Genomic DNA, 18,526 nt, shown 5'->3' with positions numbered 1-18,526 from the left:
GTGGCCCCGGTGTGGCGCCCCCGCGCCGTCAGTGCGTGTGGCCGCGCAGCGCCTCGCCCGCGCCGAGTTCGTCGACGGCGCCGCGGGCCGCCGCGCGGGGCGTCCCGTACGACGCGTAGTGGTCGACCATGCTGAGGTAGCTGCCGTCCGCGCGGCGTATCACGCCGAGCCGCCGGCCGTCGACCGTGACGTGCCAGTCCCCCGGCGCCCGTCCGTCGCCGGGCGCGAGCGGTACGCCCTGGATGTGCCGCCCCCGGTACATCTCCTCGAAGGCGCCCTCCTCCGGGGCCGGGCGCGCGCGGTCGGTGCGTCCCGGCTCCCTCCGGGTGTACGCGCCGTGCAGGACGCCCAGGGAGGTGAGCGTGGCCACGGCCGCGACGCCGAGCAGGTGGCGGCGCCCCACCCGGTGCGTCAGCGGTGTACCGGCCCCTGATGTCATGCGTGCCCCCTCGTCAACCGGTCCAGAAACTCCACCACCGCGTGAGGATCACCATGGCGACGCCTCCGAGGTGCATGACCGGAAGGGTCCAGGTGAAGTCCTCGAAGAAGGTCCTCAGTCCGCCCGGCACGGGCAGCAGGCCCTGGCGGACGGTGAAGGAGGTGACGTACCAGAACATCAGGGCGGTCGCCGCCCATGCCAGGCAGCACCACAGGCACAGCGCGTTGATCCGGTACAGGGACTGGAACTGCAACCAGGTGCAGAAGACCACCCCGCCCAGTGTCCCCGCGTTGAACGCCAGCCAGTACCAGCGCGGGAACCGCGCCGCCCCCAGCAGGCTCACGCCGACGCAGACCACCACGGCGTACGCCACCAGGCCCAGCATCGGATTCGGGAAGCCGAACACCGCGGCCTGGTCGCTCTCCATGACGCTGCCGCAGGACACGACCGGGTTGAGGCTGCACGCCGGCCGGTGGTCCGGGTCCTTCAGGAGCGCGAACTTGTCGAGCGTGATCACCCAGGACGCCAGCAGCCCCGCCACCCCGGTGCCCACCAGGAGCAGGCCCAGCGCCCGGCTGCCCGCGACCGCGCGCGCGGGGGGAGCGCCGTCCGCCCGGGACGCCTCCCGTACCGCCTGCTCGGGGACCGTGGCGGTCCGTACCCCGGTCCGCATCAGTCGCCCGGCCGTGGCAGGGGGAGCAGGCAGTGCGCGGCGTTGGTCAGCGTCTCCTCGTCACCGGCGAAGTCCCTGAGGCTCTGCTCCGACACAGGGGTGCCGGGCGCCCCTTCCGGCCACGCGCGCGTGGTCATCAGGAAGTACGCGTGGCCCCGGTCCCGCGCCGCCGCGAGCCACTCGGGCGGCACGGCGCACCGAGCGTTGACGTAGGTCATGTTCACGACCGCCTCACCGCCCTCGACGACGAGGCTCACCGGCAGCCGCGGGTCCTGCGCGCCGTCGAGCACGGGCCCTCCGACCGGCAGCCCCGCGTTGTGCAGCAGCGTGCCGACGGCGTCGGCCGTGGTCTCCGGGCCGCCCTCGGCGTCTCCGAGGGAGTAGGCCATGAGGAAGGCCATGTCCTGTTCCTCTTCGGGGTGTTCGCCGCTCCAGGCGATCACCCCGAGGGTGCCCAGGTCGGCCGCCCGGAAAGGGAGCTGCCCGCTCGGTGGTGAGGTCATGGACGGAACCGTAGCGACGCGTGCGCGGCACTTTTCGCCTCACGTCCCCTAAGTGGCGGATCCACCGTTCGGCTCCACCCGATGGTGTCAGCCGATCGAACCTGAAGACGATTCACGGCACCTGTCGGCACCCATGCGAAAAGCCGGTCCGCGGAGTGCTCCGCGGACCGGCCTCCGGCTGCTTTCCGAGCGCCACGACGCCTATGCCGTCCATGCGTACGCCGCGACCGTCGCGTTCCTTACTTGCCGAGCGGAAGACCGCCGAGGAGCTGGGTGGGGCCACCGCGCGCGGTGAGGCCCTCGGCGGCCCGCTTCACCACGTTCACGACGGGGCTCTTGGCCGGCGTCTCCTGCGCGCCCGGGTTCAGCGGCTGCGCCTGGGAGGACAGGCCGGACAGCGACTCCAGGCCGCCGCCCAGGCCGGGAGGCGTCAGGCCACCGGCGAAGGCGGGTGCCGCGGCACCCAGAACGGCCATGGATCCGGCGAGGACGGCGGCGGCCTTGAAGGGCTTCATCGTGTTCCTTTCTCCGGCGACTCGCGTCACCTGTACAACGTCACCGATCAGGCCTTTACTGCCTGTGCTCCAAGGAATAAACGCCTGTGCAGTCTCCCCGGGAACAACGAGCGGAACTCGGCCCGGAAACCCCCGCGCACGCGAACTCTCCCGAACCCACTCGTTGGAAGGGCCGCGCCACATCCTCATATCAACCGGACTAATGGCCGCGCGAGTTGTGCGATCCGCTGAAGATTTTGTCCTGCCCGGCATCCGCCGGGGCTTTCTCGCGGCTCGCCGGTTTCGGCATCGGGGGCAGGCCCGGCAGATTCGGCGCGGGCAGTTTGTCGGTGAGCAGAACGGCGACGACGGTATTCACCGCACCGGCCACCACGTTCTTCACGGATTTCGCGACGGTCGCCGCGTCTCCGGACACGGACGCCTTGAGCAGGGCGTCCACGGCCGTCCGGAGCTGCTTCACCGTGTCGTCCTTGAGATTGCGCGGAATGGCACGGTCCGCGTACGCGGAGTCTTCCTCCAGGGAGGGCGGCAATCCGGGCAGGTCGAGGAGCAGCGGCAGGTCCGGCGTCCGCGGTGGGGTGGAGGACTGGGGCGTGTCGGGCCGCTGCGGCGGGGCGGACGGCTGGGGCGCGTCCGGTTGCTGCGGTTGGGCGGGCTGAGCGGGCTGGGCGGAAGGCTGGGGCACGTTCGGCGTCTGCGGCGCGGGGGAGGACTGGGGTGCGTCGGGCTTCTGTGGCTGGGCGGGTTGAGCGGGTTGCGCGGAGGGCTGCGGCGCGTCGGACTGCTGTGACTGGGGCGTGTCGGGGGTCGGAGGGGTGGCCTGTGGCTGAGGGGAGGTGGCCGGGGGCTCTGCCTCGGGCGTCTTGAGCTTGTCGAAGGCCTCCCCCACGGCGTCCCCGAGCTTCTTCGCCTGCTCCGGGTCCAGTCTGCCGTTGTCCGCCTTCAGGACCTGCGTCACAAGGTCGGTGACCGGCGTGAGCACGGTGCCGAGGCCCGCCAGTGCCTCCGCCTGGGCCAGCAGCTTGTCCGCTTCCGGTACGGGAGCCCCGGCGGCGGGCGGGTCCTCGCGCGCGGCGGCCTGGAGGGCGAGGACCGGTCCTGTCACACCGAGCAGGAGCGTCGCGCAGAGCGCGGTGGTCGTGATGCGCCGTGCCGCGGTGCGCCGTACGGATGGAGCGCGCATGAGTCGTCCCCGTCTGATGGCTCGTCGGATCTTGTGATCACTGTGGGAGGACCGCAAGGCCGTCGCAACCGAGCCGGGCCGACGGAGCGTCAGTTGCGCGTCCTGAGCGGCGTGTTCGGGCAGGTCGTGGGCGTGGTCGGGGTCCCGGAGTGGCCGTCGCGGGAGGTCTCGGCCATTCGAGTACGCGGCCCCGGCGGTCTCGGTCGCGCTCCCGGCGGGCGGTGGTCCCCAGCCGGTCGCGCCCAGTCGGTCGCGTTCAGCCGTTCCCGCCGCGCCGTCGTACGACGATCGCACCAGCGGGGTGCGGTCGAGGCGGGATCCGGGCGGCGGAGCCCGGAGTGGGGTGTCGCCCGGACGGGTGAAGGATCTGGGGCTCCATTCCGGTGATCCGACTGTCCCAACAGTGACCCGGTGACACCCCCGCCAAGGCGCAACACAGCCTTGCCGCGCGCCTCTTAGACGTGCTCTGACCCTTGGTTTCACGGCTTCGACACACGTTCCGGGCTCGCGGGAATGTCTTTCGCGGCCCGCTACTGTGGCGCTTCCTCACGAGGGAATTTCAGCCATATTCGTGCACATTCGCACGGTTGGTTGCCGCTTCACCGCTTGTCGTACCTACCTACAGCACCCACAGTCCGCACCGTGCTCCACCCGCCCCGCCTCCCCGCCGTGTCAAGACCGTAGTGATCCCGCAGTTCGCAGCAATCCGCACCCTCCGGAAGGCCACCGCCGTCATGCGTCACTCGCCGGGCCTGCGTCGCGTCCTCGCCGTCCTGCCCTCCCGCGTTCCGGCTCCCGTCCCGCACGGGCCCAGGGCCGCCGTGCCGCCGGGCGGGCAGGAGCCGGGGGGAGAGCGGCCGCGCGTCACGTCGCTCGTGGAGCCGCGCGCCGCGTGCGCCACCGAGTGCACCCCCCGTCATCACGCCGTGCCCCCCGGCCCCACCCCCGTCTTCGACCACTGCTCCGGCTCGGCCACCGGCACCCGCTCCGGTACCGAGGCCGGCTCCGGCTTCGTCGGCGTGTGGCGGTAAACGCACCGCCCCGCACACACCTAGGGGAATCGCGCATGCAACTGGCTCCGACCGACCGGCCCCCGCGTGTCCTGCACGTCAGCCAGCCCGTGGACGGCGGTGTGGCCCGCGTGGTCCAGGACCTCGTGGCGGCCCAGGCGGCGGCGGGTGTCCAGGTCCATGTCGCCTGCCCCACCGAGGGGTTCCTGTCCCGGGGAGCCGCCGGGCACGCGCGTGTGCACCCGTGGGCGGCGACCCGTTCCCCCGGCCCTCGCCTGGCTGCGGAGGTGCGGGACATCGCCCGCGTCGTCGCGGCCGTACGCCCCGACCTCGTGCACGCCCACAGCGCGAAGGCCGGTCTTGCCGTGCGGCTCGCCGTCCGCGGGCGCGTGCCCACCGTCTTCCAGCCGCACGCCTGGTCGTTCGAGGCCGTCGGCGGAGCGACCGCGGGCCTGGCGCGGGCCTGGGAGCGGTACGGCGCCCGGTGGACGGCACGGCTCGTGTGCGTCAGCGAAGCGGAACGGCGCACCGGCGCCCGGGCCGGGGTGCGCGGCCCGGCCGTCGTGGTGCCCAACGGCATCGACCTGCGCCGCCACCGGCCCGCCGACCGCCGGGAGAGCCGGGCGTCGCTGCCGCTGCCCGATTCCGTACGGGCTTCCGCGACGCCCCTGGTCGTGTGTGTCGGGCGGCTCTGCCGGCAGAAGGGGCAGGACGTGCTGCTGCGGGCCTGGACCGCCGTCGCCGCGGAGGTGCCGGGAGCGCGGCTCGCCCTGGTGGGCGACGGGCCGGACGCCGCCGCGCTGCGGGCGGCGGCTGACCCGTCCGTGCTGTTCACCGGGGCGGCCGAGGACGTGGCGCCCTGGTACGGGGCCGCCGACCTGGTCGTCCTGCCGTCGCGCTGGGAGGGCATGGCACTCGCCCCGCTGGAGGCCATGGCCTGCGCGCGGCCCGTGGTGGTCACCGAGGTCGACGGCGCGCGCGAGAGCCTGCCGCCGTCCCTGGCCCCGCACGTCCTGGTACCGCCCGAGGACGCGAGGGCCCTGGCCCGCGCCTTGGTTGCCCTCCTCCGGGACCGCCCGCTGCGCGAACGGCTGGGGGAGCAGGGCCGCGCCCACGTGGAGGAGTGCCACGACGTGCGGCACACGGCGAGCACGGTCGAGGGCGTCTACCGCGCTCTCCTGGCCGGGTCGCCACCGGCCCTGGCGGGGCCGCCACCTGCCCTGCCCGCGGCGCCACCGGCCCTCTCCGCGGCGGTGACGCGGCACGCGCCTGGCACGCGACCACACCCGGCGGACCAGCGGCCAGCAGACCCGCGGGGCGCGCCCGTCCCGCAGAGCGCACCCGTTCCGCAGAGCCCGTCCGTCCCGCAGAGCCCGCCCGTCCCGCAGAACGCGTCCGGCACGCCGCACGCGACCGGCACACAGCGCACGCCCGTCACATGCCTCATGCCTGACCTGAGGCACACGACCGTCACCCCGGACACGACCGCCGCGTCAGCTAAGACCGCCGCGTCAGACACCAGCGCCGCATCCGGCACGGCCGCCACGTCTGCCACCTCCAGCACGACCACCACGTCCGGCAGGACCACCACGTCCGGCAGGACCGCCGCGTCCGGCAGGCCCGCCACGCCAGAAACAGCCGCCACGCCAGACGCGGCCGACGTACCGGACGCGACCGCCGTACCGGACGCGATCGTCACCAGCCCTGCGGCAGTCCCCGGCCGTGCGGCAGTCACCGAGCACAGGGAGTCCAGCAACCCGTGAGTGCGGAACGAACCGTCGCCACCTCCTCAGAGGAGCTGCGGCAGGGCCAGCAGGGCCTCGCCTCGGCCGTCGTCGTGGCTCCGCGGGACGCACGGGGCCCCCGCGTCGGCCCCGGCGCCCGGCAGCCGTACCGCCAGGGGCCCCCGGGCCCGCTGGTGGCGGCCGACGTCACCGCGGCGGTGCTCGGCGCGCTCGCGTACGCGGCCGGGACCCGGTCGGGTACGGCCGCGACGCTGCTGGTCGGGGCGCTGCTGACCATGACCGTCGGCGCTCTCAACGCCCGCGGCGGCCTGTACCGTCCGGCCCGGCTCCCCCGGGTGCTCGACGAACTGCCCGCGCTCGGCGGGCGCGTGGCCGTCGCCTGGTGCGTCACGCTGACGTGCGTGACGGCCCTGCCCGGCGCCGGCGGCGGGCCCGGGCACGCCGCGGTGGACGCCGGGCAGTTCTTCGCGAGCGCCGGACAGCTCGCGCCGCTCGCGCCGGGCGCGCTGCTCACCGCGTGCGCCGCCCACTGCGCCCTGAGCGTGGGTGGCCGCGCCCTGGTGTACTGGCGCCGCCGCGCGAGCCTGTTGCGCGGGCCGCGCCCGGTCCTGGTGCTCGGCGACGGCGCGCACGCCCGCGGGGTCGCCGGAGCCCTGCTGCGCCACCCCCGGTGCGGGGTGCGCCCGGTCGGGGTCGTGTGCGCCCCCTCGGACACCGGTACGCCCGGCCCGACCGAACCCGCGTCCCCCGCCGGGCCCCGGACCGCCAACGGACCCGCCGCCTCCGCCAGACCCGCGGACCCCGCCGATGCCGGGGTGACCGACCGCCCCGCCGCCACTTCCGGCCGCACCGGCACCACCGGACCCACCGATACCACCGGCACCAGCGGAACCGTTGACTCCGCGACCGCAGCCGCCTCGGCCGCCCCGGCTGCCCCGCCCGTCCCCGAGGACCCCGGCCAGGACGCTCCCCCCGGCCTTCCCGTGCTGTCCACCACGGACGCCCTGCACCGCGCGGCCATCCAGAACGACGTACGCACCGTGCTGATCGCCGCGGGTCCGGCGGACGCGCGCGAGCGCTGGCTGCCGACGCTGCACGCGCTCGGCTGCGACCTGTGGGAGCTGGCCCCGGCGCCGCCCGGGCCCACGGTCCCCGTCCAGTACATCGCCGGGTTCCCGTGCCGTCCCCTGACCTCCGGCGGACGCGGCGGGGCGCGCCTGCGCAAGCGGGCCCTCGACGTCGTGGTCTCGGCCGCGCTGCTGCTGCTGGCCGCGCCGGTGCTCCTGGTGTGCGCCCTGCTGCTGCGCACCCTGGAGGGGCCGGGCGTGGTGTTCCGGCAGGAGCGGGTGGGCATGGGCGGGCGCCGGTTCACGCTCCTGAAGTTCCGCACGCACCGGCCCGCCGACCCCCAGGAGGCGGCGACCCGCTGGAGCGTGGCCGACGAGGACCGCATCAGCCCGTACTGCCGGTTCCTGCGCCGCACCTCCCTCGACGAGCTGCCGCAGCTCTGGAACGTGCTCCGCGGCGACATGAGCCTCGTCGGGCCGCGCCCCGAACGCCCGTACTTCGTCGACCGGTTCAGCCAGCAGTTCCCCGACTACGCGCGCCGCCACCGGATGCCCGTCGGCATCACCGGGCTCGCCCAGATCCACGGCCTGCGCGGCGACACCTCCATCGAGGACCGGTGCCGCTTCGACAACGCGTACATCGACGGCTGGTCCTTCTGGCAGGACCTGTGCATCCTGCTGCGCACCCTGGGCTGCCTCGTGCGGCACACGGGGAGCTGAGGCGCCGTGTCGACCGTGCTCGCCGCACGCCCGGCCGCCGGCGGAACGGGACCGCTCACCGCGCTGCGCCGCCACGCGCCCGTGCTGCCCGTCGTCACGGTGGTCGCCCTGCTCGCCCTGCCGGTGTCCCCGGGGGCCGCGGGCTCCCCGCAGGCCACCGCGGCCGACGCCGCCTCCGGTCTGGTCGTCGCGTACTGCGTCCTGTCCGCCGTGCGGTCCGCCCGCAGGCCGCTGACCCGTACCGCGGCGCTGCTGTTCGGGCTCCCGGTGCTCGGCGTCACCCTGGCCGCGTGCGCCGCTCCCACGGGCGGCGCCGCCCTCGCCGGTGTCGCCCGCTACCTCCAGGTCTTCGTCCTCGTCCCGCTCGCGGTGCTCGCCCTCGTCCGCGACAGCCGCGACCTGCGCCTGGTGGCCTGGTCGTTCGTGGGCCTCGCGCTGTGGCAGGGCGGGATCGGGGTGCACCAGTACCTCACCGGGACCGGGGCCTCGTACATGGGGGAGGACATCCGCGCGGTCGGCACGTTCGGCCCGACGGACGTCATGGGGATGGCCACCGTGGTCTCGTACGGGGTCGTGTGCGCCCTCGCCCTCGCCTTCCGCGCCGGCGTGCCCCGCCAGCGGACCGCCGCGGGCCTCTGCGCCGCGCTCCTCGTCGTGCCGCTCGCGCTCTCCTTCAGCCGCGGCGCGTGGATCGCCACCGCGGCGGCCTGCGGGACCGTCCTCGTCCTCGCCGGGGTACGGCGCGCGCTGCGGCTCCTGGTGGCCGCGACGGCGGCGGCCGTCGTCCTGGTGGGCGGCTTCGGCCTGGGGTCGCAGATGCTCCAGGAGCGGCTCGGCAGCATCACCCAGGTCACCGACGCCCCCGACCAGTCCGTCACCGACCGGTACACCATGTGGGCCGCCTCCGTCGCCATGTGGCAGGAGCGGCCCCTGACGGGCGTCGGCCTCAAGGGCTTCCCCGAGTACCGCGACAGCCACGCCTCCGTCGCGCTCTCCTCCGGCAGCGACACCGCGGGCGCCGGCCAGGGCTTCCAGCGCCAGCCGCTGCTGTCCCCGCACAACATGTACCTGCTCGTCCTGAGCGAGCAGGGGGCCGTCGGCCTGGCCGCCCTCGCCGGGTGCTGGGCCGGTCTCCTGGCCCGCTGCCTGAGCCGCTGCGTCCGCCTGCGCCGCACCGCCGGGGGCGAGGACCGGCTCGACTGCGCCCTGCTCGCCTGCGGCCTGCTGGTCTGGCAGGTGGTGGACTTCCTGTACGCGGACATCGGCGGCCCCTCCACGGTCCTGACGGCCGTGGTGCTCGGGCTCGCGGGGTGGTGGGGCGTCGGGGTCCACGGACGCGAGGACGCCCCAGGAGCACCACAGGCACGGGGCACGGCGGACGTCCCGGGGCACGGCGTACGGCCCCTGGAGGCGTCCCGGTCATGAGCACCGCCCCCGACACCAGCGGCAAGGGGCTGCTCGGCACGCCCTCGCCCTCGCACGCGCCACCCCCAGGCACGCAGCCCTCGCACGCGCTGCCCTCGGGCACGCTGCCTGCGGACGCACTGCCCTCGGGCACGCTGCCCTCGCACGCGCTGCCCTCGGCCACGCTGCCTGCGGACGCGCTGCCCGCCGAGGTACAGCCCTCGCCCGCACCGCCCCTGGCTGTGACACCCCCGCACGCGCAGCCCTCGGCCCCGCAGCCCTCGGCCACGCCGCCCTCGACCACCCCGCCCGCGGAACCCCCCTCCTTGAAGGTGCCTGCCACGGAACCCGCCCCCCTGGGGACACCGCTCCCGGAACCCCCCTCCCTGAAGGCGCCCCCCACGGAACCCGCTCCCCTGAAGACGCCGCTCCCGGAACCCGCCCCCCTGAAGGCACCCGCCCCGAACCCCACCCCCCAGGCCCCTCCCTCCGCCTCCGGCCTCCCCAGCAACGGCTTCCTCGCCAAGGCCGCCCTCGTCACCGCCGCCCTCTCCGTCGCCGGGTCGCTGCTCGGGCTCGGGCGGGACCAGGCGCTCGCGCACTTCTTCGGGGCCGGCACGGACACCGACGCCTTCCTGGTCGCGTGGACCGTGCCGGAGATGGCGGCCACCCTGCTCATCGAGGACGGGCTCGCCTTCTTCCTCGTACCGGCGTTCAGCCTCGCCCTCGCGCGGCGCGCGCAGGGCGGCGACCGCGACCCGGTGCGCGCCCTGGTCGCCGCGTCGCTGCCGCGGATGAGCCTGTGTTTCGCGGCGGCCGCGCTCGTCCTGGCCCTGACCGCGCCCTGGGTGGTGGCGGTCCTCGCGCCGGGGCTGCCGGACCGCGCCCTTGCCGTGGACTGCACCCGGCTGACCGCGACATGCGCCCTGTCGTTCGGCCTCGCCGGGTACTGCAGCGCCGCCCTCCGCGCCCACCAGCGCTTCACGGTCCCGGCCGCCATCTACGTGGTCTACAACGCGGCCATCATCGGCACGCTCGTCGTCCTCGCCGGACAGTGGGGCGTACGGGCGGCCGCGGCCGGCGTGGCCCTCGGCGGCGCCCTCATGGTGGTGGCCCAGGCCCCCTCCCTGTGGTGGCAGTTGCGCGCCCGCCCGGACACCCGGCCCCAGGACGCGCGCCCGGACGCGACCCGGCTGATGACGGCGGTCATCTGGACCGTGCTGCTGTTCGCACTGCTGCGGCAGTCGCAGGTGCTCATCGAGCGCTTCCTGGCGTCCTCACTGCCGGGCGGCGCCATCTCGCACCTCAACTACGCGCAGAAGGTCGCGCAGATGCCGATGGCGCTGTCCCTGATGCTGTGCACGGTCACCTTCCCCGTGGTGGCCCGCGCGCTCGCGGACGGGCAGCTGGAGCGCGCCCGCGACCGCGTCGAGCGCGACGTGGTGCTCGCCGGGTGCGTGGTCCTGCTCGGCGCCGCCGCCGTGATCGCGGCCGCGTACCCGCTGAGCCGCCTCCTCTTCGAGCGCGGCGCCTTCACCCCGCAGGACACCGCCGCCACCGCCTCCGTCATGCGCGTGTACTCCCTCGGCCTGCTCGGCCACACCCTCGTGGGCGCCCTCGCCCGGTCGTACTTCTCCGCGGGGAGCGTCACCTGGGCGCCGGTGACCGCGATGGGCATCGGCATCGTCATGACCGCCGGCCTCGGCTTCCTGACCGTCGGCACCTGGGGCGTGCACGGCATCGCCGCCGCCAACGCCGCGGGCATCTGCCTCACCGCCGTCCTGCTGCTGCACGGCATGGGCCCGCGCACCGTGCCCGTCCGCACCCGCAGGCTCGTCGCCCAGCTCGCCCGCCTGGTCCTGGCGGCGGCCGCCGCGGCGACGGCGGGCGCCCTGTGCGCGGACGCGGTCGGCCCGCCCGTGCCCGCCCTCGTGCTCTCCGGCGCGGTGGTGCTGGTGACGTTCACCGCCGTCGGCCGGGCGCTGGGCGCCGCACCCCTGCTGCCCGCGACCGCCGCCCTGGCCCGCACGGCGGGCTCCCTGGTCCGCGCGACCCGCTCCCTGGTTTCCGTACTCGGCACCGTCACACGAAAGCTGGCCTCCCGTCATGTCCGTTGACACCGCACGTACGACACCCCCCTCGCCCCCACCGCCCCGGCGCGCCGCCGCACCCGCCTGGATCGCGATGTACCACTCGGTGGCCGAGTGCGCCGACGACCCGTACGGCATCACCGTCTCGCCCGACCGCCTCGACGGCCAGCTCGACCGGCTGCGGCGCCGGGGCCTGCGCGGCGTGTCGGTGGCCGAGCTGCTCCGCGCCCGCGACGAGGGCCGCGCGCACGGCCTGGTCGGCCTCACCTTCGACGACGGCTACCAGGACTTCGTCGACCACGCCCTGCCCCTGCTGCGCCGCCACGACTGCACCGCCACCCTGTTCGTCCTGCCGGGCCGCCTCGACGGGGACAACGCCTGGGACCCGCTGGGCCCCCGCAAGCCGCTCCTGGACGCCGACGGCGTACGCCGGGCCGCCGACAGCGGCATGGAGGTCGCCTCGCACGGCCTGACCCACGTCGACCTCACGCGGGCCGGCGACGAGGAGCTCGCACGCGAGGTGCACGGCAGCCGCGCCGCCCTCACCGAGCTGACCGGGACGGAGGTGGCGGGCTTCTGCTACCCGTACGGCTTCGTGGACGCGCGCGTGCTCGCCACCGTGCACGACGCCGGCTACCGCTACGCCTGCGCCATCGCCCCCGGGGACCTCGCGGGGGACCTCGCACTGCCGCGCGTCCACATCGGCCAGCGGGACACCGCCGCCCGCCTGTGGCTCAAGGAGCGGCTGAACCGCCGCCGCGGCCGGACGCTGCCCCCGCCGGCGGTGACCGGATGAGGGTCCTGCACGTCATCACCGGGCTCGGCACCGGCGGCGCCGAGCAGCAGCTCCGCCTCCTCCTGCGCCACCTGCCCGCCGCCTGCGACGTCGTCACCCTCACGAACCCCGGCGCCGTCGCCCGCCAGCTCACCGCCGAGGGCTTCCGGGTCACGCACCTGGGCATGTCCGGCAACCGCGACCTGACCGCGCTGCCCCGCCTGGCCAAGCTCATCCGCGCCGGCCGCTACGACGTGGTCCACACCCACCTCTACCGGGCCTGCCTGTACGGGCGGATCGCCGCCCGCCTCGCCGGGGTCCGCGCCGTCGTGGCCACGGAGCACTCGCTGGGGGAGTCGCAGATGGAGGGCCGCCCGCTGACCCGCGGCGTGCGCGCCCTGTACCTCGCGGGCGAACGGCTCGGCCGGGTGACCGTCGCGGTCTCGCCCGCCGTCGCGGCGCGGCTGCACCAGTGGGGCGTACCGCGCCGGCGCATCCACGTCGTGTCGAACGGCATCGACGCCGACCGCTTCCGCTACGACGCCCGGGCACGGGCCGCGACACGGCGCCTCCTGGACCTCCCCGACGACGCGTTCGTCGTCGGGGGCGTCGGACGCCTCGTCCCCGGCAAGCGCTTCGACGTCCTGCTGCGCGCCGTGGCCCAGCTCCCCCACGAGGTACGGCTGCTGCTGGTCGGCGCGGGCCCCGAGGAGGACGAACTGCGCGCCCTGGCACGGCGGCTGCGCCTCGGCGACCGGGTGCGGTTCGCGGGGGAGGTCTGCCACGACCGGGGCGAGGCCGCCACGGGGACCGGCGACGACCAGGACGAGGGCACCGCGCAGGAGGACCCCCCGGGGTCGGCCCCGCCCGGCCCGGCCGCGCCCGACCTGCCCTCCCTCCTGTCCGCCATGGACGTCCTCGCCTCCCCCTCCCCCGAGGAGGCCTTCGGCCTCGCCCTGGTGGAGGGCCTGGCCAGCGGCCTGCCCGTCTTCTACACCGACTGCCCCGCCATCGAGGCCCTGCCCGCCCAGGAGCGCGGCCCCGCCGTCCCCTGCGCCAGCGACCCGGACGCCTTCGCCCGCTCCCTGTACGCGCTGCTCACCGACGGCGTCCCGCCCCGCGAGACCGCCGCCGTGGCGCACCACTACAGCGTCACCCGCAGCGCCACCCGCCTGATGCACGTCTACGAGCGCCTGCTCACCCCCCACACGTGAGCGGACCCGTACGCGCCCCTGCCCGCGCGGAACCGGTCCGCCCGCTTCCGATCCGCACGCGCACGCACACGCGACCACACCCGCATCCCTGTCCGCACCAGCACCAGCACCAGCACCAGCACCAGCACGAGACCGCACAGGAACCAGTCCGCCCGAGCGGCCCGACCCCGGAGGTTGCCCCCCGATGAGTGATTCCCCCCGCGCGCGCGAGCGGCTCGTCCGTGTACGCGAGCGGCTCGTCCACGTACGCGACCGGCTCACCCGGCTGCCCCGCTGGTGGCCCCTGCCCGCCTGCACGCTCCTCGGCGCCCTCGCCGGCTGCGGGTACGGCGTGCTGCACACCCCCGAGTACACCGCGACGAGCTACGTCATCGCCGTCCCTCAGGAGCGCACCGACCCGACGACCGCCCTGGGCTTCGCGCAGGCCTACGGGCGCGTCGCGACCCAGTTGGCCGTCCTGGGCGACGCGCAGGTCGAGGCCGGCCTGTCGCCCGCCCGGCTGCGGGAGTCCGTGCGCGTGGCCACCTCGCCGGACGCGCCCATGATCGCGGTCACGGCGTCGTCGGCCCGTCCCGCCGAGGCCGCCACCACCGCCAACGCGGTGGCCCGCGCCCTGACGGTGAGCGCCAACCACACCAAGAAGAGCACCCAGGTGAAGCTGCTGCCGTTCTCCCGGGCCCTGCCCCCGTCGGCGCCCTCGTCGGTCTCCGCCCCCGTCAGCGCCCTCGTCGGCACCTCGGCAGGAGGCCTCCTGGGCGGCCTGGTCCTCCTCGTACGCCCCCGGCGCGGTGAGCGGGCCCCCGCGGCGGCCGTGCCCGCCCCGGCCCCGGAGGCGGGCGGGGAAGCCGCCCCGAAGGCGCCCCGGGACGCCGCCGACGAGCCGGTCGCCGTGTGCGCCCGGCGGTTCCCGGGAGGCGCGCGATGACGGCGGAGAGCGAGCACCTGGCCGCCGGGCCCCGCGCCGAACCGGCGCCGCCGGGCCCCCGCCGGCCGGCCACCGGGCCGCCGCCGTCCGCCCGCCGCCTCACCGTGGACCTGTGCGTACGGGACGACGAGTTCGCCCTCCTGGGGCCCGCCTGGGCCCGGCTGCACCGGGCCTCGCCCACGGCGACCCCCTTCCAGAGCCACGCCTGGCTCTCCTCCTGGTGGCAGTCGTACGGCACCCGCGGGCGGCTGCGGGTGCTGCTCGTCCACGACCGCGGCACCCTGGTGGCCGCGGCGCCCCTCATGCGGGTCCACGCCCCGCTGCCCGCGCTCGTCCCGCTCGGCGGCGCCATCTCGGACTTCACCGACGTCCTCGTCGACGAGGCTGCCGACGCGGCCGGCACGACACCGGGGCTGATCCTCGACGCCCTGGTCGACGGCCTCGCGGCGCTGGCCCGCGGCGCGCTGCTCGACTTGCGGGAGGTGCGCCCCGGCGCCTGCCTCGACCGGGTGTACGAGCGCTGGCCGGGGCCGCGCCGCGTCCTGGACGACTCCCCGTGCCTCGAACTGCCCCCGCTCCCCATGGAGGAGCTGCTCGCGCGCCTGCCGACGCCCCGCGCCCAGCGCGTCCGCGCCAAGCTGCGCAAGCTGGCCAAGCTCGGCGTGGAGACCCGCGTGGTGCCCGCGGACGACGTACCGGAGGCGCTGCGCACCCTGCTGCGCCTGCACGAACTCCAGTGGCAGGGGCGCAAGGTGACATCCGAGCACCTGCGGCCGCGGTTCCGCGAGCACCTGACCCGCGCGGTGCGGCCGATGGTCGCCGCGGGCGACGCCGTCGTCACGGAGTTCCGCCTGGACGGCGAGGTGGTGGCGGCCGACCTCACCCTGCTCTCCGACCGCCTCGCCGGGGGCTATCTGTACGGGGCCCACCCGCGGCTGCGCGAACGCAAGGCCGACGTGGCGACGATGCTCCTGCACGCCTGCACGCACCACACCGCGGGCGACCACCCGCGCGCGCTCAGCCTGCTGCGCGGTACCGAGTCCTACAAACAGCACTGGCGGCCCGACCCGGTCGTCAACCGCCGCTACCTGCTCGCGCGGACGACCACGGCGCCCCTGCTCGCCGCGGCCGTCTCCGGGGCGGCCGCCCGCCGGGGCGCCAAGCGGCTGCTCGACGCCCGGCGCGCGCGTCGTGGTGACGCGGCCACGGGCTGAGCCCGCGCCACCACGACGCGCGGTGGGCGGCGGACTACCGGCCCGCCCTGTCCCCGCGGGCCCCGTCCCCGGCGCCGCCGTCCTCCCGCCACCAGTCGAACCGCAGGCAGAGCTTCCCGCCCAGCCAGTACTCGACCCAGTCGCCGAGTTCGAGCGGCGCGCACTTGGAGGGCTGCGAGGGCTGCGAGGTCCGCGGCGGCTCGGCCGGCCGGGGCCCCGGCCCCTCGCCCCGGCCCGTCAGCAGGGCGCGGTAGACCGCGGCCGACTCCGGGTTGGACGCGCACTGCCACACGCCGTGCGGGCAGTAGTCCGTGAGCGTGTTGTAGAGGGGTTTCTTCTCATCCATCCACGCCAGCATGCGGCGCATGTACGTGGGATTGTCGCCGTTACGGAAAAGTCCCCACTCCGGAAAGGAGATGGGCTTCTCGTGCTTCGCCGCGAAATCGGCATGGAACTGGAGACCGTAGGGTTCGGACACCTGCTCATCGAACGAGATCCCTTCCGGCTGGTCGTAGGAGTCCATCCCGATGATGTCGACGACGTCGTCCCCCGGATAGCACCGCGTCCACGGAATGGCGTCCCGGCCCCGGCTCGGCGTGAAGTCGAACCGGAATTTCTGTCCCGGCACCTCGCGCATCACCGTGACGATGCGCCTCCAGTACGTCTTCCAGGCCTTCGGCGCGGGCCCGCACCGGTGGGTGTACGTGACGCCGTTCATCTCCCAGCCCAGCACGATCACCGTGTCCGGCACGCCGAGGCCGACCAGGCGCCGCGCGAGGGTCCGGTAGTGCTCGTCGAACTCCCCGGCGGCCCCGCGCCGCAGTTCGGCGCGGACGACGGCGTCCTCGACACCGTCCTCGTTGCGCTCCAGCATCGGCACGTTCAGCACGAACAGCCGGTCGTCCCGCTGGCGCCGCCACTCGGCCCAGCTCTCCAGGAAGCGCGGCGCCCCGGCGATGTTGCTCCACCGGTCCCCTGGCAGGTACGTGTGCCCCACGCGCAGCTCCGCCCCGCCCAGCCACCGGCTGAGCTCGGCCATGCGCGAGACGCCGCGGGGGCCGTAGTCGAGGTAGGCGCCGAAGGCGGGCCAGGCGGGGGACGCCTCGGAGTCCGTTGGGGCGTGCGGGACTTGAGGGGCTGGGGGGATGGCAGGGGCGGCAGGGACGGCAGGTTCAGCCGGGGTCCCCGGGGCGCCGGAGGCCTCAGGGGCCGCCGGGGCGCCGGAGGCGGCGGGGCCGGCGCCGGGGGGAGCGGCCGGGGGCGACGGCTGGGCGGGGGCCCGGGCCACGGGGCCCATCGGCGAGAGGTGCCGGGCGGCGCTTTCCCGCCCTCTGTCCACCGTGTATCCCGGCCCCGAAGTGACCACGGACGCCATAATGATTCCCCCTGCGACAAACGCCGCGTGCTTCGCGCGTCGGCGACTGTATGGGGTCATGAAACCTCCTCGTTTCCGCCTGCCGCGACTGACACTCAGTCATATATACATGTGTATTGCGCCAAACGAGTTCCTAACCCTCCGTTCCGAGAGATCGCTCCATTTGGGCGAGCGAAGAGTAAGGGTGAAAGTGCAGCGTCTCGACACACGTGTCCCCGCGGTTCTGCTGCGGACCGACCGGAATTCCTTTCACCACGGAACGCTGGGAGCGGTACGTTCGTTGGGCCGCGCCGGAGTCGAGGTGCACCTGGTGGCCGACGACGCCCACGCCCCCGTGTCCCGCTCCCGCTACCTGCACCGACTGCACCGGCCGCCCCGCCCCGGCGCGCCCCTGACGGAGGTCGCCGCCGTCCTGCGGCGCGTGGCCGCGGACCTGCGCGCCCCGGCCGTCCTGATCCCCCTGGACGACGCGGGCGCCCTGGCCGTGAACACCCTGCGGAGCGAGCTGAGCGGGTCGTACCTGCTCCCCGAGATGGCGGACGGCACCGCCGAGAGCGTGGCCGACAAGGCGGTCCTGGCGCGGCTCTGCGCCTCGGCGGGCGTACCGCATCCCCGTACGGAGCTGCCGCGGTCGGCGGGTCAGGCGGCCGACGCCGCGCGCAGCCTCGGCCCCACGGCCGTGGCGAAGTGGAGCCGCCCCTGGTGCCTGCCGCGCGGCGCCGGGCTGCACAGCACGGTCCTGGTGCGCTCGCCGCACGAGGCGGCGGCCCTGTTCGCCCGCGGTACGGAGGCGGGTTGTCCGCTGCTGATCCAGGCGTTCGTGGCGGCGGAGGGCGGCGCCGACTGGTTCGTCCACGGCTACGTGGGCCGCGACGGCCGCCTCCACGCCGCCGGGACGGGGAGGAAGCTGAGCGCCTGGCCGCGCTCGGCGGGGATCACCGTACGCGGCGAGTGGACGCCCAACCCGGCGCTCGAGGAAGCGGCGGCGAGGCTGCTGACCCGGATCGGCTACCGGGGCGTCTTCGACCTGGACTTCCGCGAGGACGCGGCGACCGGCGCCTACCACCTCCTCGACTTCAACCCCCGGCCGGGAGCGCAGTTCCGGCTCTTCGCGGACGCGGCGGACCTCGACGTCGTGCGCGCCCAGCACCTGGACCTGACGGGCCGTCCGGTGCCCCCGTCGAGCCCGCTGCCCGGTCGCACCTTCGTGGTGGAGAACTACGCCCCGCTGTCCGCGCTCCGGCCGGTGCAACGGCCGGCCCCGCGGGAGCTCGCCTGGCACGCCGACGACGACCGCGCGCCAGGCCAGGCCATGCGCCGCCTGTGGAGCCGCCACGCCCTCGGCAAGCTGGGCGGCCGCGTCCCACGCCAACTGCGCGGCCCGTGGCTGCGCGTCCCCGTACGCCTGCCGAAGCCCGCGCCGCCGGTGCTGCCGGGCCCGGCGTCGGGCCGGGAGGAGGCGGGGGCCGGGTGCGACGGGGCGGGACGCAGGCGATGAGGGTCCGGACGCGGCCCTGGCGGCTCGCGGCGACGGCCCCCTGACGCACGAAAGTGGTGGGGGGGGGGGGGGGGGGGGGGGGGGGGGGGGGGGGGGCGCGCGGGCGGGGGGGGGGGGGGGGGGGGGGGGGGGGGGGGGGGGGGGGGGGGGGGGGGGGGGGGGGGGGGGGGGGGGGG

15 protein-coding genes and 1 pseudogene are annotated in these 18,526 nt (G+C 75.6%); 10 read left to right on the top strand and 6 right to left on the bottom strand.

The features are described 5' to 3' along the window. Positions 1-28 precede the first annotated feature (28 nt). The 5 genes from QK440_RS21465 to QK440_RS21445 form a co-directional block, all read right to left on the bottom strand. Positions 29-439: a tyrosinase family oxidase copper chaperone gene (locus tag QK440_RS21465; protein ID WP_282794786.1), complete on the bottom strand. Its 411-nt coding sequence runs from the start codon at positions 437-439 to the stop codon at positions 29-31. Between the two features lie 13 nt (positions 440-452). After that, positions 453-1,112, bottom strand: coding sequence for a vitamin K epoxide reductase family protein (locus QK440_RS21460; RefSeq protein WP_282794785.1), 660 nt, complete (start codon positions 1,110-1,112; stop codon positions 453-455). After that, a complete protein-coding gene (locus QK440_RS21455) occupies positions 1,112-1,615 on the bottom strand; it encodes a DUF5949 family protein (protein WP_282794784.1) in 504 nt (167 codons plus the stop codon). Before QK440_RS21455 ends, QK440_RS21460 begins: the two co-directional genes overlap by 1 nt. Positions 1,616-1,854: 239 nt before the next feature. Then, complete coding sequence (locus QK440_RS21450) at positions 1,855-2,130, bottom strand: hypothetical protein (protein WP_282794783.1); 276 nt, start codon at positions 2,128-2,130, stop codon at positions 1,855-1,857. Between the two features lie 199 nt (positions 2,131-2,329). Beyond that, positions 2,330-3,313 carry a hypothetical protein gene (locus QK440_RS21445; protein WP_282794782.1) on the bottom strand — a complete coding sequence of 328 codons (984 nt, stop codon included), beginning with the start codon at positions 3,311-3,313 and terminating at the stop codon, positions 2,330-2,332. Between the two features lie 734 nt (positions 3,314-4,047). Between QK440_RS21445 and QK440_RS21440 the strand changes: the two genes are divergently transcribed. The 9 genes and pseudogenes from QK440_RS21440 (at position 4,048) to QK440_RS21400 (ending at position 15,477) form a co-directional block, all read left to right on the top strand. Then, positions 4,048-4,344, top strand: coding sequence for a hypothetical protein (locus tag QK440_RS21440; protein ID WP_282794781.1), 297 nt, complete (start codon positions 4,048-4,050; stop codon positions 4,342-4,344). Between the two features lie 35 nt (positions 4,345-4,379). Then, positions 4,380-5,507 (top strand): annotated as a pseudogene (locus QK440_RS21435) (glycosyltransferase); the annotation flags it as partial. 575 nt (positions 5,508-6,082) lie between these two features. Beyond that, positions 6,083-7,855 carry a sugar transferase gene (locus QK440_RS21430; RefSeq protein ID WP_282794780.1) on the top strand — a complete coding sequence of 591 codons (1,773 nt, stop codon included), beginning with the start codon at positions 6,083-6,085 and terminating at the stop codon, positions 7,853-7,855. Between the two features lie 15 nt (positions 7,856-7,870). Next, complete coding sequence (locus QK440_RS21425; RefSeq protein WP_282794825.1) at positions 7,871-9,280, top strand: O-antigen ligase family protein; 1,410 nt, start codon at positions 7,871-7,873, stop codon at positions 9,278-9,280. Beyond that, entirely contained in the window at positions 9,277-11,376 is a 2,100-nt protein-coding gene (locus tag QK440_RS21420) for a lipid II flippase MurJ (RefSeq protein WP_282794779.1), read from the top strand. The genes QK440_RS21425 and QK440_RS21420 overlap by 4 nt, the downstream gene beginning before the upstream one ends. Next, positions 11,366-12,145, top strand: coding sequence for a polysaccharide deacetylase family protein (locus QK440_RS21415; protein ID WP_282794778.1), 780 nt, complete (start codon positions 11,366-11,368; stop codon positions 12,143-12,145). Before QK440_RS21420 ends, QK440_RS21415 begins: the two co-directional genes overlap by 11 nt. Next, positions 12,142-13,338, top strand: coding sequence for a glycosyltransferase (locus QK440_RS21410; RefSeq protein WP_282794777.1), 1,197 nt, complete (start codon positions 12,142-12,144; stop codon positions 13,336-13,338). Before QK440_RS21415 ends, QK440_RS21410 begins: the two co-directional genes overlap by 4 nt. A 184-nt stretch (positions 13,339-13,522) precedes the next feature. Next, a complete protein-coding gene (locus QK440_RS21405) occupies positions 13,523-14,263 on the top strand; it encodes a lipopolysaccharide biosynthesis protein (protein WP_282794776.1) in 741 nt (246 codons plus the stop codon). Beyond that, on the top strand, positions 14,260-15,477 hold the full coding sequence (locus tag QK440_RS21400; protein ID WP_282794775.1) for a GNAT family N-acetyltransferase: 1,218 nt from the start codon (positions 14,260-14,262) through the stop codon (positions 15,475-15,477). The genes QK440_RS21405 and QK440_RS21400 overlap by 4 nt, the downstream gene beginning before the upstream one ends. 34 nt (positions 15,478-15,511) lie before the next feature. Here the strand turns inward: QK440_RS21400 and QK440_RS21395 are convergent, their stop codons facing one another. Beyond that, a complete protein-coding gene (locus QK440_RS21395; protein ID WP_282794774.1) occupies positions 15,512-16,912 on the bottom strand; it encodes a glycosyl hydrolase in 1,401 nt (466 codons plus the stop codon). A 130-nt stretch (positions 16,913-17,042) separates the two neighbouring features. Here QK440_RS21395 and QK440_RS21390 point away from each other — a divergent pair, with 130 nt between their 5' ends. Beyond that, complete coding sequence (locus QK440_RS21390; protein ID WP_282794824.1) at positions 17,043-18,350, top strand: ATP-grasp domain-containing protein; 1,308 nt, start codon at positions 17,043-17,045, stop codon at positions 18,348-18,350. The last annotated feature ends 176 nt before the right edge of the window (positions 18,351-18,526 follow it).

Source organism: Streptomyces sp. CC224B, from assembly GCF_030010595.1.
Taxonomy (GTDB): Bacteria; Actinomycetota; Actinomycetes; order Streptomycetales; family Streptomycetaceae; genus Streptomyces; species Streptomyces longispororuber.
The sequence above is the reverse complement of the archived record's forward strand: the minus strand, read 5'-3'. Positions and strand labels throughout refer to the sequence as shown.

Bases quoted from the DNA above. Each gene is read 5' to 3' on its own strand.
- QK440_RS21455 (WP_282794784.1), bottom strand. From the start codon at position 1,615: ATGACCTCACCACCGAGCGGGCAGCTCCCTTTCCGGGCGGCCGACCTG.
- QK440_RS21410 (WP_282794777.1), top strand. From the start codon at position 12,142: ATGAGGGTCCTGCACGTCATCACCGGGCTCGGCACCGGCGGCGCCGAG.
- QK440_RS21395 (WP_282794774.1), bottom strand. From the start codon at position 16,912: ATGACCCCATACAGTCGCCGACGCGCGAAGCACGCGGCGTTTGTCGCA.
- QK440_RS21445 (WP_282794782.1), bottom strand. From the start codon at position 3,313: ATGCGCGCTCCATCCGTACGGCGCACCGCGGCACGGCGCATCACGACC.
- QK440_RS21450 (WP_282794783.1), bottom strand. From the start codon at position 2,130: ATGAAGCCCTTCAAGGCCGCCGCCGTCCTCGCCGGATCCATGGCCGTT.
- QK440_RS21400 (WP_282794775.1), top strand. From the start codon at position 14,260: ATGACGGCGGAGAGCGAGCACCTGGCCGCCGGGCCCCGCGCCGAACCG.
- QK440_RS21440 (WP_282794781.1), top strand. From the start codon at position 4,048: ATGCGTCACTCGCCGGGCCTGCGTCGCGTCCTCGCCGTCCTGCCCTCC.
- QK440_RS21405 (WP_282794776.1), top strand. From the start codon at position 13,523: ATGAGTGATTCCCCCCGCGCGCGCGAGCGGCTCGTCCGTGTACGCGAG.
- QK440_RS21460 (WP_282794785.1), bottom strand. From the start codon at position 1,112: ATGCGGACCGGGGTACGGACCGCCACGGTCCCCGAGCAGGCGGTACGG.
- QK440_RS21420 (WP_282794779.1), top strand. From the start codon at position 9,277: ATGAGCACCGCCCCCGACACCAGCGGCAAGGGGCTGCTCGGCACGCCC.
- QK440_RS21465 (WP_282794786.1), bottom strand. From the start codon at position 439: ATGACATCAGGGGCCGGTACACCGCTGACGCACCGGGTGGGGCGCCGC.
- QK440_RS21415 (WP_282794778.1), top strand. From the start codon at position 11,366: ATGTCCGTTGACACCGCACGTACGACACCCCCCTCGCCCCCACCGCCC.